At 42.3% G+C, this 14,536-nt stretch carries 8 protein-coding genes and 1 CRISPR repeat array; of the genes, 7 read left to right on the top strand and 1 reads right to left on the bottom strand.

What is annotated here, in order from left to right:
- Positions 1 to 82: 82 nt before the first annotated feature.
- Positions 83 to 2,494: an ATP-binding protein gene (locus DXA36_RS30715; RefSeq protein WP_118683108.1), complete on the bottom strand. Its 2,412-nt coding sequence runs from the start codon at positions 2,492 to 2,494 to the stop codon at positions 83 to 85.
- A 2,075-nt stretch (positions 2,495 to 4,569) separates the two neighbouring features.
- On the opposite strand from DXA36_RS30715, the gene DXA36_RS30710 reads away from it, so the two are divergent.
- The 7 genes from DXA36_RS30710 to cas1c all read left to right on the top strand — a co-directional run bounded on the left by DXA36_RS30710 (position 4,570) and on the right by cas1c (position 14,534).
- Positions 4,570 to 5,484, top strand: coding sequence for a metallophosphoesterase family protein (locus DXA36_RS30710; RefSeq protein WP_118683106.1), 915 nt, complete (start codon positions 4,570 to 4,572; stop codon positions 5,482 to 5,484).
- A 611-nt stretch (positions 5,485 to 6,095) separates the two neighbouring features.
- A CRISPR array of direct repeats spans positions 6,096 to 7,056; the repeat unit is 32 nt; unit sequence GTCGAGGCTTTCACGGCCTCGTGGATTGAAAT.
- 296 nt (positions 7,057 to 7,352) lie between these two features.
- Positions 7,353 to 9,491 carry a CRISPR-associated helicase Cas3' gene (gene cas3 / locus DXA36_RS30705; protein WP_118683105.1) on the top strand — a complete coding sequence of 713 codons (2,139 nt, stop codon included), beginning with the start codon at positions 7,353 to 7,355 and terminating at the stop codon, positions 9,489 to 9,491.
- 29 nt (positions 9,492 to 9,520) lie between these two features.
- Complete coding sequence (cas5c, locus tag DXA36_RS30700; protein ID WP_118683103.1) at positions 9,521 to 10,180, top strand: type I-C CRISPR-associated protein Cas5c; 660 nt, start codon at positions 9,521 to 9,523, stop codon at positions 10,178 to 10,180.
- On the top strand, positions 10,177 to 11,949 hold the full coding sequence (gene cas8c, locus DXA36_RS30695; protein ID WP_118683102.1) for a type I-C CRISPR-associated protein Cas8c/Csd1: 1,773 nt from the start codon (positions 10,177 to 10,179) through the stop codon (positions 11,947 to 11,949). The genes cas5c and cas8c overlap by 4 nt, the downstream gene beginning before the upstream one ends.
- A 1-nt stretch (position 11,950) precedes the next feature.
- Entirely contained in the window at positions 11,951 to 12,841 is an 891-nt protein-coding gene (gene cas7c, locus DXA36_RS30690; RefSeq protein WP_118683100.1) for a type I-C CRISPR-associated protein Cas7/Csd2, read from the top strand.
- Positions 12,841 to 13,506: a CRISPR-associated protein Cas4 gene (gene cas4, locus DXA36_RS30685; protein WP_118683116.1), complete on the top strand. Its 666-nt coding sequence runs from the start codon at positions 12,841 to 12,843 to the stop codon at positions 13,504 to 13,506. Before cas7c ends, cas4 begins: the two co-directional genes overlap by 1 nt.
- Positions 13,503 to 14,534 carry a type I-C CRISPR-associated endonuclease Cas1c gene (gene cas1c, locus DXA36_RS30680; RefSeq protein ID WP_118683098.1) on the top strand — a complete coding sequence of 344 codons (1,032 nt, stop codon included), beginning with the start codon at positions 13,503 to 13,505 and terminating at the stop codon, positions 14,532 to 14,534. The genes cas4 and cas1c overlap by 4 nt, the downstream gene beginning before the upstream one ends.
- The last annotated feature ends 2 nt before the right edge of the window (positions 14,535 to 14,536 follow it).

Genomic DNA, 14,536 nt, shown 5'->3' with positions numbered 1-14,536 from the left:
ACGGTGGTGTGGGAGGACGGTAAATAAAATAATTATTTACCTCCTACCCGATTCAGGCGTCATTTCAAAATTTCCGTATGGGCTATGACTCCCGGCAGGAAGTCTCTTTGCCCTGGTTACGGTATTTCCAGGCGAGGCAATTGGACAGAGTCTCTTTCAGACGGTCAATGGAGATCGGTTTCGCCAGATGACCGTTCATACCTGCAAGTCCTGCCTGCTTGATATCCTCTGCAAAGGCATCGGCCGTCATGGCTATAATAGGCAGTTCATCTATCCGCTCCATCCCGGAAGTCCTGATTTCCCTGGTGGCATCGTAACCGTTCATTACAGGCATCTGGATATCCATAAAAATGATATCGTAATAAAAAGGGGGATGGGAGAAAACCGCCTCCACCGCTTCTTTTCCATTTTCTACGCTCTCCACCTTAACATGCAGCACTTCCAGCATCTCTGTGGCTATCTGCCGGTTGAGTTCATTGTCCTCTGCAAGCAAGGCCCGCAACATGGGAAAGAATTCCTCCAAAGGACTTTTTTCCTGTGGGAGGGAAGCAGGAGTACCGCACTTGGTGAAACAAAGGGTTATGATAAAACGGGATCCCCGGCCATATTCACTTTCCACCTGCAGATCTCCATTCATTATGGATACCAGATTTTTAACAATGGTCATTCCCAGTCCCGTACCCGTAATCTTACTGGTTCGACTGTCGGCAGCACGGCTGAACGGCTCAAAAATATGAGCGAGATATTCCGGTTTCATCCCAATGCCGGTATCCTCCACTACAAAACGATAGGTACCCACATGCCTTTCGTTCTTTTTTACCTCTTCCAGTGCCAGAGAAAGTTTTCCTCCCTTTTCCGTATATTTAGAAGCATTATCCAGAACATTAACCAGAATCTGCTTCAGGCGCTGTTCATCCCCGGAAACCTGTGTATGGAGCTTCTCATCTATGTTCAGGGAAAGCTGCTGCTGCCTGTTTTCTACAGGAATGCGGATCATCTCCGCAACATCGTCAATCAGGCGGCGCAGATCAAATTCCGTATCATCCAGTTCAACCGTACCGCTTTCAATCTTGCTTACATCCAGAACCTCATTAATCAGGTTAAGCAGATGCGTTCCTGAACTGGCTATTTTCTGCAAGTAATCCTTCAACTTTTCCTCATCCGTTATATGCAGCCGGGCCAGCTCGGTCATTCCGATAACGGCGTTCATAGGGGTACGGATATCATGACTCATTTTTGAAAGAAAATCACTTTTTGCCTGGCTGGCCTTTTCTGCCTTCTCTAAAGCATCCTCTAAAATGAGTTTGGCCCGCCTCTCCTTTTCCAGTGTCTCTTCCTGCAGACGCCGTTCCTCATCGATATTCCGGGACAAAGTGATCTCAATCAGATCTTCCGTATAAGGGCTGACGACCCGGACCACCTGTGTAAAATTCCAATGATACACGCCATCCTCCCCTATATGGGGGACTTCCATAGTTATAATCCGTTCTCCCTTTGTGAAAGCATCAATCAGCGACTGCCGGGAAAATTTCCGTTTGAACTCTTCTTTATAATCAGGATGGACAGTGGAAAGCTCCTTTTCAATCAGCGTATTGAAACAGCCCTGGGTTCCGGGATTTTTTATGGGTTGACGGTCATATTCCAGCATGTGGAAGGTATTCTGTGTCAGATTCACGGAAATCAGCATCTGGTAAGCGATCTTGGCGGCTGTGGCAAGCTGGCTGATCTCCACGCTCCGCTGCTGTTCCTGCAGAAACTCATCCTGAATATCCCGAAATACCAGCACACACCAGCATTCATCATTACCCAGCTGCTCAATTCTTACCGAAGTGAATTCCACCATATGATAGCTGCCGTCATTGCTCCTGCGGCGCAGTCTCTGGGAAATTTGTTTTTTCCCCTGGCCGAAGATACGCAGCATCCCTTCCCTGGAAAAATATTCATGGAAAGTATCCAAATCCTCCGGATGTATGACCAATCTGGAATATTTTCTGTTTTCTTCTCCGAAATTGCCTTGCTCCGGAATAGTTGTCCACATGGAATCCTTTTGACAGTTGACATAATAATCAGAAGTCAGATTGGCAATAATGCATTCCCCAAAAACGGTAACAAGGCTTTGTGCATACATTTTTTCGATTTTCTGAAGGCCCTGTTCCTCCTCGAAATTCAGCCGGTGAGGAGTTGCCGTAATTACAACGGCCGGAATGTATCCATCCCATATGATGCGGTTGGCTGTGACATCCACTGTGGTTTTCATCAGGGGATCATAACAGACAATATGATTGGAGGATTGCGTCCCCATTCCTTTCAGAGGGCAGTTGGAGCAGACATCAGGCCAGACTTCATGGCATTTTGCACCAAGAACGGCTTTTCCCCGCCCGGTATCCCGGCAGCGCTCGTTAAAATACAACAGCTTATGGCTGTTTTCCTCAATGACATAAATGCTTGTTTCCGTCAAAGCGTTCAGCAGGTTGACAAGATTGTCGGCAGACATATATTACACCTCATAGTGGCTCGTGATAATGGGGACACGAATATTTGTTTATTGGAGAACAGTTAGTTTATTACGAAGAAATCTACATTAATTATACACTTGCATATGGAAAATAGGAAGGAAATTCTTGGTAAGAGTGAAGAGGAGAAAACGGGAGTGAATGAGAGTTTTTTTACGGGAGGTGGCTCCGGAGTTGGTAAAGGTTTTGTTATATGGCGTGGGTGAAACTAATTGCTGTTGGAATTTTGTTGAATTGGTTTGATTGCCCATACTATAATCCAGGCTTTGCAAATAAAAATATTATTATGATAAAACGTATTTTATATTTTATTATATAGTTATTTTTATTTGGCGAGGTGTATTGGCTTGGCTTACTAAAAAAATGATGCAGTAAAAGTTTTTTATTATTTTTACCGCGTGTTAATCGGGAATATAGGTTATGATATCTGATACATTGCAATCTTTTTCTGTTTCGGTTAATCCTATAGTTCATAATAGGATGTTATCTGATAGGCTTATTTTATTTTATTCGGCTAACTATAGGTGATTCTATCGCCATAAAGTTTCAGAAATCCTCCTCATACTGAATCATTTGTTCTGGTTATATTCGATTAACATTATGGGAGCATATGTACCGGTTCTTCTCTTTCAAAGGGGAAACACAGTCTTTTGTTATATCTGTTGCGATATAACTTGATGTATGGCCGGAATCCTGAATTTTAATAGTAGTTGTAAATCCAAAAGACCAGGCAAGTATGTTAATTATAAGCGGACTGTTTCTTCAATCAGCAAATTAACTTGCAATAAAAGGTGGATATTAAAAATGATCTGTAGTTAATTTGGTAGAGGGTCTAGGAAAGAAAGATAAGAAGGGAGAGGAGGGAATGGGAAAGCGGCGGGGAATGGGCTGGCAAATGTTATTGCGTTAATAAAAATTCTACAATACAACCTTTAATTTTATGCAAGGGAGACATTATGGTATTGATATTAAGGAGCATAGGCTTTCCATCTAAATTAAGCAGGAGAGAGCAGCGGAAGAAAACGTGACTGAAATGAATAATTGGATTATAGAGAAGGAAAAAGAAGGAAGCTGGTATAAAAATATAATTGATTATATAATCAGGTGGGAAAATCGTTGGTGCGAATGGGTAGCGTACATGAAATTACGGGAGGACTCGCACCAATATAAGGGGAGAAATGTTATAATATGGTTTGTTGCTGCATGACATATGGATAGAAAGATGATATAATATGTGAAAAGTAGATAGTTTGTTTAGGGTTACGAGAAGATTTGTTGCATATTTTTGCTGTCGAGGCCTTTGTGGGTCTCGTGGATTGAAATCCCGATGGTGGACTTGGTGGCTGTGGCCGTCAGGCCGTCGAGGCCTTTGTGGGTCTCGTGGATTGAAATTCCGTATCGCTGACAAATCTGTGGGTGCTGTCTTGTCGAGGCCTTTGCGGGTCTCGTGGAATGAAAACCTGCATTTTTTAGCAATTGGAATACACGGTATACCGTCGAAACCTTTGTATGCTTTATGGAATGAAAAAATTTAGTTAATCAAAAGTTGAAGAAAATCTTCATTATTAAATGTATTTATTCTTGTTTTTAGAAGTTATAAACTATGATTAGTCCTTAAAATAACTGTTAAGTAGTATAATAAGCATTAAAAAATGGTAAATTAGATAATTATTTAAAATAAATATTTTTGAATTTTGTATGTATTTAATTTTGAGTCATAAAAAATTGTGAAACTTTGAAAGAACATATAAATACTGACTTACATGGTCTATCTAGTTCCAAATTATTTAGTTAAAAATTCGGTTTGACACTTTTTAACACCCCTGCTCAATGAATGCTTTCAAAAAATTTAAGATAAAGTGTAAGTTATGATTTAACGGAATACGTGTTGACTATATCTGCTTTATGAATCTGGTTTATTCGCTTCCCAACATTCTTTTCCTGATTGTTATTAGAAAATTGAATAGTAAGCATAGGATAAAATAAAGGTGAAATTAATGTTAAGTTTGTTGAGGAAATCTATAGAAAATGTATATAATGGGAAGGAAAGTTCTTAATGAAATTTGGTGTTTTTACAGATTTACACTATGATATAATTCCAGATGGCGACAAACGAATAGATGAATTATTAAATGATTTCAAAGAAAATAATGTTGACTTTATTATAGAATTAGGTGATCTTTGTAATCCTATTTCTGGAAATCGACATTTAATTGATAAAATTTCTAATTCGGGGATTCCATGTTATTTTAGTATTGGAAACCATAATACAGATTTTTGCTTACCGGAAGTAGCCTTAAATTTTTTAGGATTATCAAGTGGGTACTACTCAGTTGTACATGAAAATGTAAAGTTTATTTTTTTAGATGCAAATTATGTTAAAACAAGCAACGGAATATTGCCAGAATGTAAATTAAATAAGAGAAAAGCAAAAGATCAATGTCCATATCTTCCACCTGAACAAATTGATTGGTTAAAAAAGGAACTTTCTGACGAGAGATATCATTATATTATTTGTACTCACCAAAGTTTATCAAACGACCATATGGTTGGTACAACGTCAAGAGGAATTGTTAATAGAGGTGAAATCCGTACTATTTTAGAAAATGAAAATGTAATAGACAAGAAAGTTCTGCTCTGTTTAAATGGGAATGACCATGGTGATTCAGTCATAACTATTAACGGTATTTGCTATTATTCACTAAACTCCGCTTCGTACATTTGGCAAGGGATAAAGGAAAATTATCGTTACAGTGATGAAATACATGCTAAATATCCATATCTTAAAAACCTGATACTTTATAAGCAAGCATTACATATTATCGTGTCTGTGGACGGGGAGTTTAATGTAACAATTTCAGGAATGGACGGACAATATTTAGATACCACTCCTCAAGATATTGGCATGGGGAATACATGGAATGGAGTTTCTATTGAGCCAAAAACTTCATCTGTTAATATTGCAAAATAAGTATTTGGCGAAACGAGTGTAGCAGGAATAGCCGTTTTTGCGGGCAATAAAGTGAACAGGTACGCCGCTATCGAAAAGTTTGATTTTCTTTGTTCTTTCTTCAATTATGATGCTTTCTTGTTACTCAGTAGGGATAAAATTGGCATTGCAGCAAGCGGCTTGCAGAACATATTTTCAAAAGGGCGCAATACAACATTTTAAAATGTGTTTTGATCTCTTATAAACGGAATTTTTAAGCGAACCTATTATGATTATTTCACCTGCAATATATTCTAACATATTTCGTTATAGTGTTCGTTATAGTATGATAAAATATAGACTAAAGAAGCAAATAATATTGAATATTGTGGTATAATAAGAATAAATTAGTTTATGAGTAAATAATCGAGCAAAGATAGGAAAGTATGGTAATTTTAGTCTCAAGTGGATAGATGATTTTATGGTGCGAATGTGAAGTGCACATAAAAACATAGGGGGATTCGCACCGTGAAAATACTGAATAGTGGGCGGATATAATTGTTTTAGAAACTTATTTTTATATATAGTTAATGGATTTGTACAAAAAGTATAGTATTATACTTTTTGCGGTTTGATTTTTAGTGATATTTGTAGTCGAGGCTTTCACGGCCTCGTGGATTGAAATTCAAGTTAATTGACAACGCGGAGACCCTCGAAGGTCGAGGCTTTCACGGCCTCGTGGATTGAAATTATTCCAGTCCGATAGAGTTCTCCAGGAATGGAGCGTCGAGGCTTTCACGGCCTCGTGGATTGAAATTCTGTGTGCTTTGTAATATACGCCTCACGCTTCCGTCGAGGCTTTCACGGCCTCGTGGATTGAAATATCTCAGGGCACTTTTTTTTAGCGTTACTTAGCCGTCGAGGCTTTCACGGCCTCGTGGATTGAAATCTCTTCCATTTTCCCGGCGCATCCTCCCGGCAAGTCGAGGCTTTCACGGCCTCGTGGATTGAAATAGTTCTATGAATTCCCCACAATGCGGGCATGGAACCGTCGAGGCTTTCACGGCCTCGTGGATTGAAATCCCACCGCCAGAAGGAAGAGATGCCAGGAAAATGTCGAGGCTTTCACGGCCTCGTGGATTGAAATATCCAGTGACGCTTTATCCCGCATTTTGGTAAGCGTCGAGGCTTTCACGGCCTCGTGGATTGAAATGATGTAGGCTCGTGCTATCTCAATACCAGAAAACCGTCGAGGCTTTCACGGCCTCGTGGATTGAAATCTTATCCGTGCAAATACCGTAATAATCATCTGTACGGTCGAGGCTTTCACGGCCTCGTGGATTGAAATATTACAAACCTTTAACAATATGTTAAATGGTAGAAGTCGAGGCTTTCACGGCCTCGTGGATTGAAATCATCCTGTATGAGCCCATCAAAAATGCTTGACATCGTCGAGGCTTTCACGGCCTCGTGGATTGAAATGACAAGTTCAAATCTCCCTATCTCCAGCCCCAAGTCGAGGCTTTCATGGCCTCGTGGATTGAAATAACACAAGCGAGAACCGGGGGCGGGAGGTTTCCCAGTCGAGGCTTTCGCGGCCTTCCGGATTACAATCTAAATCCAGAGCAATCTCCGGCCTCTGTTTAGCCATTACTCGATTGCCATGGATATTAGTACCCTCATTTAATTAGAGCTAAGTTCCCTAAATTTCAGAAGTCCATATCCCGGGAGTAAACCCATTTCTTATTTTTCTTGAAGTAACAGTATATAAGTGGCACAGTGTACGTAATGCCTGTAATTGTTTTTTGGTATAATTTTTAATTGTTCATAATAGACAAAATCATAGTAACGTGATAAAATAAAACATGTAAAAATAAACAAAAGAGTAACGCTGAATTACAGGAGGGACTATGTTCTTAGCACATATTAGTGAAGACGGCCTGCGGGAACAAAGTATTCTGGAACACCTGAAAGGAACCGCAGATTTAGCATGCAGATTTGCATCTGCATTCGATTCAGGGGACTGGGGATATGGCTGTGGCCTGCTGCATGATATCGGAAAATATTCAGACGGTTTTCAAAAGCGTCTTCATGGAGGTAAGATAACCGACCACGCCACTGCCGGTGCTAAAGAATTGTATCAAAAAAACAATTACGTTGGCGCCTATTGTATATCGGGCCATCATTCCGGTCTTTTAGACGGGGGAAGTGCGGCTGATACAGGAGGAGAGGCCACTTTAAAAGGAAGAATGCAGAAAGAGTTGGATGATTATCAGGAATTTCGTAATGAGGTTACGATTCCTGCGTTTAAAGCGCCGCCGCTCAAACCGTTGGGAAGAGGAGGTTTCAGCCTCTCTTTTTTTATTCGTATGTTATTTTCCTGTTTGGTTGATGCAGATTACCTGGATACAGAAGCATTCATGACGGACGGATGTGCAGGCAGAGGAAAATTTGACTCCATAGAGACTTTGTTTGAACGGTTGTATTTGTATGTGGAATCCTGGCTCAAAAATGAGGAGCTTTCCACTGTGAACGGCAGAAGGACAGAAATATTGAAAGCATGCCTGGAGAGGGGAAAGGAAGAGCAGGGAATATTCCGGCTGACCGTTCCTACAGGCGGGGGGAAAACAGTGTCTTCCCTTGCATTTGCCCTTCAACATGCCCGGAAGCATAAATTGGTTAGAGTTATATACGTAATTCCATACACTAGTATTATTGAACAAAATGCGCAGATTTTTAAGGAAATTCTGGGAGACGGAAATGTTCTGGAGGATCATTGCAATGTTGTTTATGAAGATCCGGATAAACTGAATAAGATTCAGCTTGCGGCTGAAAACTGGGATTGTCCTGTAGTGGTTACGACTAATGTTCAGTTTTTTGAATCTTTATTTTCCAATAAATCTACTAAATGCAGAAAACTTCATAATATGGCTGACAGTGTTATTATATTTGATGAAGCACAGATGCTGCCGGTCAATTATTTAAAGCCCTGTATTCAGGCCATTAGTGAACTGGTATATAACTATCATAGTACGGTGGTGCTTTGTACAGCCACCCAGCCCTCCCTGCAGTCCTTTTTTCCGCCCCAGCTGAATGCGGCAGAAATATGCCCCAGGGTTCAGGAGCAATATGACTTTTTCAGGCGGACCGTATTCCGGAATGTGGGAGAAATCGCGGAGGCAGAGCTGACAGAGCAGCTTAAGGAACATACACAGGTACTTTGTATTTTGAACAGCAGAAAAGGTGTTCAGCGGATTTTTGGTATGCTGCAGGAAGAAGAAGGTACTTATCACCTGTCCACTTTTATGTATCCCAGGCACCGGAAAAAGCTTCTTACAATTATCAGAGACCGGTTGGACAAGGGGCTTCCCTGCAGGCTTATCGCCACCAGTTTGGTAGAAGCCGGCGTGGATTTTGATTTTCCTTCCGTATTTCGGGAGCTGGCTGGTGTGGATTCGATGATACAGGCGGCAGGAAGATGCAACAGGGAAGGAATGCGACAAAAAGAAACTTGTGTGACAACGATTTTTACACTGGATAAGGCAGAGGAGAATCATATTCCACAGTCATTAAAGCTGCCGGTTTCCGTATCGGGGCAGGTGGCGGAAAAGTATGATGATATCGCTTCCTTGGAGGCAATAGCAGATTATTTTAGCCGTCTGTATCATTTTCGGGGAGAAGGACTGGATGCCAAAAATATTGTTGGACAGATGGAAGAAGGACGAAGATCCTTGTTATTTCCTTTTGCAACAGTGGCAAAACAGTTCCGTCTGATTGAAAATGATACGGCAACTATTTTGATAGACCGGGAACCGGAGGCTCGTATATTGGCGGAGCGTATCCGGAGAGGGGAATATTCCCGTCAGCTTATCAGAGATACGGGACAATATTGTGTCAATGTGTATGAGCAGGATTTTGATAAATTGAATGGGGCAGGCAGGCTGGAAGCTATTGCACCTGGTTTTTATGTTTTGAGAAATAAAGAGCAGTATTCGGAAGAAATGGGGCTTCAGATACAGGTGGAAAGAGGGGAAGCAGTCATATTTTAAAATACTAATATAAGGAGAGGAGGACATACATGAGCCATGGTGTAAAAGTACGGGTGTGGGGGGAACTGGCACTTTTTTCCCGCCCGGAAATGAAGGTGGAGCGGTGCAGCTACGATGTGATGACACCCTCTGCGGCCAGAGGGATACTGGAAGCGATTTATTGGCATCCCGGACTGCGTTGGGTGATTGATAAAATTCATGTCAGAAAGCCGATCCGTTTTACCAGTGTCCGCAGGAATGAGGTAAAAAGCAAGGTACTGGCAAGCAATGTGTTACAAGTCATGAATGGGGGAGATAAGCCGCTCTATATCAGCAGTAAGGAAGAAATTGTGCAAAGAGCCGCTATTTTGCTGAGAGAAGTGGAATATGTGATAGAAGCGCATTTTGAAATGACGGAACAGGCCAATGGCAGCGATAATCCGGGTAAATTTAAGGATATTATCATGCGGCGTCTCCGTAAAGGGGAGTGTTATCACATGCCGTATCTGGGCTGCAGGGAGTTTCCCGCCAATTTTGCTTTATGGGAAGACGAGAAAATAGATACGGCTTATCCGGGAGAGGTAAAGGATCTGGGATATATGCTTTATGATTTTGATTATTCCAACCCGGAAGAAATACAGCCTATGTTTTTCAGGGCTGAACTGAGGGACGGTGTTTTGGATATAAGGGATTGTGAGGTGGTTCGATGATATTGCAGTCGCTGGTGCAATATTATGAAGCTCTTGAGCAAAGGGGAGAAATTACCCGGCCGGGCTGGTGTAATGCAAGGGTATCCTTTGCGCTGGAGTTATCTCCCGATGGGGAGCTAAAGCGGGTTATTTCCTTGAAGGAAGAAAAGCAGAAAGGAAGGAAAACCGTCTGGGAACCACAGAACCTGAAGGTTCCCCAGATGGTAACCCGATCTTCAGGGGTGGCCGCTAATTTTTTATGTGATAATTCCAGCTATTTTCTGGGAATTGACAATAAAGGAAAACCGGAGCGATCAAAAGAATGTTTTCTATGCGCCAAAGAGAAGCATCTGGATATCCTGAAGGAAGCAGATTGTCCTGCGGCATTGGCGGTAATCCGGTTTTTTGAACGGTGGGATCCGGATCAAGCGGCAGAAAATCCATATGTTTCAGAAATACTGGACGAGATTACGGCAGGTTCCAATCTGGTATTCTGGGCAGAGGATGGGTATGCGCATACCGACATTTCCATAATACGGGCATGGGAAGATCACCGGTCGAACGCCGCCGAGGGTGCCACAGGCACCTGTCTGGTAACCGGGCAGAAAACGGAAATTGCCCGGATTCATGGAAATATAAAGGGGGTGCAAGGTGCGCAGCCCAGCGGGGCAGCATTGGTTTCCTTTAATGCGCCTGCCTTTGAGTCCTATGGAAAGGAGCAAAGCTATAATGCGCCGGTGGGCAGTTATGCGGTTTATGCCTATACGACGGCTTTGAATCATTTGCTGGCGGACAGGCGGCATGTCACTGTGATTGGTGATACGACTATTGTTTATTGGTCGGAAGACGGAGAGGAAGCCTATCAGGATATTTTCCTGAATATGTCGGAACCGACAGCTGACAACTGTGAGATTGTGGATGGGGTTTTTAAAAATCTGCAGGAGGGAAAGGCAGTTCATGTTTCAGGAGTTGCCGAAAATATTTCCTTATCCCAAAGATTTTATATATTGGGACTTGCTCCGAATGCGGCCAGAATTGCCGTGCGTTTTTTTTATCAGGATAGCTTTGGGAGTATCCTGCAAAACCTGAAAGCACATTACGATCGGATGGATATTGTCAGACCTCAGATGGATAAAAACCGATATCTGGGGGTGTGGCGTATGCTGATGGAGACAGTAAACAAAAAGTCAAAGGATAAAAAGCCGGCTCCCAATATGGCAGGTGCGGTTTACCGGGCGGTTATTTCGGGGGACAGGTATCCTAATTCCCTGTTTCAGGCGGTCATGGGAAGAATCCGGTCGGAACAGGATGACAGCAGCAGCGGTATTTATAAAATCACACGTGGCAGAGCCGCGATTATTAAAGCCTTCCTGCTGAGAAATACAACTTGTGATAAGGAGGAAATCACTATGGCGCTTAATGAGGACAGCAATAATACCGCTTATACATTAGGGAGGATGTTTGCCGTACTGGAGGCGATTCAGGAGGATGCCAATCCGGGGATAAACGCCACGATAAAGGACAGATATTTCAATTCGGCCTGTGCCACACCGGCTTCTATTTTCCCTATTTTGTTAAAACTGAAAAACAGCCATACAAGAAAGCTGAACAACAGAGGAAAAGAAATATATTACGAAAAGCTGTTGGTGGGACTGCAGGATAAAATCAAAGCGCCGGATGAAATGAGCTCCGCGTATCCGAGAAGGCTGTCTTTGGAGGAACAGGGAATGTTTATTCTGGGATATTATCACCAGACACAAAAACGGTATGAAAAAAAGGAGGAACAATAACATGGGAGAAGCAATTAAAAACAGATATGAATTTGTTGTGCTGTTTGATGTGGAGAACGGGAACCCCAATGGGGATCCGGATGCCGGGAATCTTCCCAGAATAGATCCGGAAAGCGGCTATGGAATTGTTACTGATGTCTGCCTGAAAAGAAAAATACGAAATTATGTGGAAACAGTAAAAGAGGATGCGGAAGGGTATAAGATTTATATTAAAGAGGATGTTCCATTAAACCGGAGTGATAATACGGCATACGAATATCTGAATACCAATGAAAAGGATGTAAAGGAATTAAAGAAGAAGGATCCCGATGTGGACAGGAAAATTAGGGATTTTATGTGTAAAAACTTCTTTGATATCAGAACCTTTGGGGCGGTTATGACAACTTTTGTCAAGGCCGCATTAAACTGCGGACAGGTACGCGGGCCGGTACAGCTGGGATTTGCCAGAAGCATTGACCCCATCATCAGCCAGGAAGTCACGATTACCCGTGTGGCCATCACCACAGAAAAGGATGCGGAAAATAAAAGTACGGAAATGGGAAGAAAAAATATTGTGCCATATGCCCTATATCGTGCAGAAGGTTATATTTCCGCCAATCTGGCCCGCAAGGTAACCGGATTTTCGGAGGAGGATTTGGAACTGCTCTGGGATGCCATTATCAATATGTTTGAAATTGATCATTCGGCAGCCAGGGGAAAGATGGCGGTCAGAGAACTGATTGTATTCCGGCACAGCAAAGAACTGGGAGACTGTCCGGCTTATAAGCTGTTTGACGCCATTGAAGTGAAAAAAAGGGAAGATGTGCTCTACCCCAGACAATATAAAGATTATTCGGTTACCATACATGAGGATCAGGTTCCGGATTCGGTGGAAATATCGAGAAAAATATGATGGAAATACGGGAAGAAGATTATCTTATGCTGTCAGGAATCCAGCATTTCGCTTTTTGCAGAAGACAGTGGGCCTTGATACATATTGAGCAGCAATGGGTGGATAATGAGTATACGGCAGCAGGGGAACTGCTGCATAAAAATGCACATGATCCTTATTTTAATGAAAAGCGGAAGGATGTCATTATCAGCAGGGCCATGCCAGTCGTATCCCGCAGTATGGGGGTCAGCGGAGAATGTGATATTGTGGAATTCAGGAAGGTGCCGGATGGGATATCGCTCCACGGGCATCGCGGTTTCTATCAGGTTTTTCCCGTAGAGTACAAAAAAGGAAGCCCGAAAGCCACCGATATAGATATTCTGCAGTTAACCGCCCAGGCCCTTTGCCTTGAAGAAATGTTTTCCGCCGAGATTAAAGAAGGAGCCGTATTTTATGGTGAAACCAGACGCAGGGAAACTATTCTTTTCACGGATGAGCGAAAGGATAAGGTGAAAGCGTATTTTAACGAAATGCATCAGTTATATGACAAAAGGTATACTCCAAAGGTGAAGTGGTCTAAAAGCTGCAATGCCTGTTCCCTAAAAGATATTTGTTTACCCAAGCTGGGAAAAGCACCTGCGGTAAAAGAGTATATCCATGCTGCCATAACGGAGGATTGCGAATGAAGAAGCTTTTAAATACCTTGTACATCACCTCCCCTGACAGTTATCTTTCTTTAGATGGTGAAAATGTGGTTATTCTTGACAAAGATCAGGAAGTGGGACGGATTCCGCTGCATAATCTGGAGGCTATCGTTTCCTTTGGATACAGGGGAGTAAGCCCTGCGTTGATGGGTGGCTGTGCAAACAGGAATATATCTTTATGTTTTCTTACTCCTCAGGGTAAATTCCTGGCAAGAGTGACGGGAAGTGTCCGGGGAAATGTGGTATTAAGAAAAAAACAGTACCAGGTTTCTGCGGATGCTGCATTGTCTCTGGGGATTGCCAGAAATTGTATATTAGGGAAAGTATATAATTCCCGCTGGGTTTTGGAACGTGCTGTCCGGGATCACAGTATGCAGGTAGATGCGGAGAAAGTAAGGCAGGCCTCTCTGTTTTTACAGAAATCTCTGAAAAATATTGAGGAAAGTACGGAAACGGCACAACTGAGAGGTTTTGAGGGAGAAGCGGCAAGCATCTATTTTGGTGTATTTAATCAATTGATTTTACAGCAGAAAAAGGATTTTGTGTTTTCAGGCAGGAATAAAAGACCGCCTTTAGATAATGTAAATGCCTTACTTTCTTTTGTATATACCTTACTGACCAATATGGTTGCGTCTGCTTTGGAAACGGTGGGTTTGGATCCTTATGTAGGGTTTATGCATACGGACAGACCCGGAAGGGCATCCCTGGCTTTAGATTTAATCGAGGAACTCAGGCCTGTGCTGGCGGATCGGTTTGTTTTAACCCTTATTAATAAAAAGATGGTTACGGGCAAAGATTTTACCCACAAAGAGGATGGAGCCGTTCTGTTAAATGATAATGCCAGGAAGGACCTGTTGGTGGAATGGCAGAATAAAAAGAAAGAGGTGATCACACACCCATTTCTGGGGGAAAAAGTGGAGTGGGGTATGATTCCTTTTGTGCAAGCTATGCTGCTGGCAAGATATCTTAGGGGAGATTTGGATGAATACCCACCTTTTTTCTGGAAATAGGA

The sequence above is a fragment of the Eisenbergiella sp. OF01-20 genome, from assembly GCF_003478085.1.
Classification (GTDB): domain Bacteria; phylum Bacillota; class Clostridia; order Lachnospirales; family Lachnospiraceae; genus Eisenbergiella.
The sequence above is the reverse complement of the archived record's forward strand: the minus strand, read 5'-3'. Positions and strand labels throughout refer to the sequence as shown.

What these genes read in the sequence shown, in the direction of transcription:
- cas1c (WP_118683098.1), top strand. Translation starts at nt 13,503, where the DNA reads ATGAAGAAGCTTTTAAATACCTTGTACATCACCTCCCCTGACAGTTAT.
- cas8c (WP_118683102.1), top strand. Translation starts at nt 10,177, where the DNA reads ATGATATTGCAGTCGCTGGTGCAATATTATGAAGCTCTTGAGCAAAGG.
- cas7c (WP_118683100.1), top strand. Translation starts at nt 11,951, where the DNA reads ATGGGAGAAGCAATTAAAAACAGATATGAATTTGTTGTGCTGTTTGAT.
- cas4 (WP_118683116.1), top strand. Translation starts at nt 12,841, where the DNA reads ATGGAAATACGGGAAGAAGATTATCTTATGCTGTCAGGAATCCAGCAT.
- DXA36_RS30715 (WP_118683108.1), bottom strand. Translation starts at nt 2,494, where the DNA reads ATGTCTGCCGACAATCTTGTCAACCTGCTGAACGCTTTGACGGAAACA.
- DXA36_RS30710 (WP_118683106.1), top strand. Translation starts at nt 4,570, where the DNA reads ATGAAATTTGGTGTTTTTACAGATTTACACTATGATATAATTCCAGAT.
- cas3 (WP_118683105.1), top strand. Translation starts at nt 7,353, where the DNA reads ATGTTCTTAGCACATATTAGTGAAGACGGCCTGCGGGAACAAAGTATT.
- cas5c (WP_118683103.1), top strand. Translation starts at nt 9,521, where the DNA reads ATGAGCCATGGTGTAAAAGTACGGGTGTGGGGGGAACTGGCACTTTTT.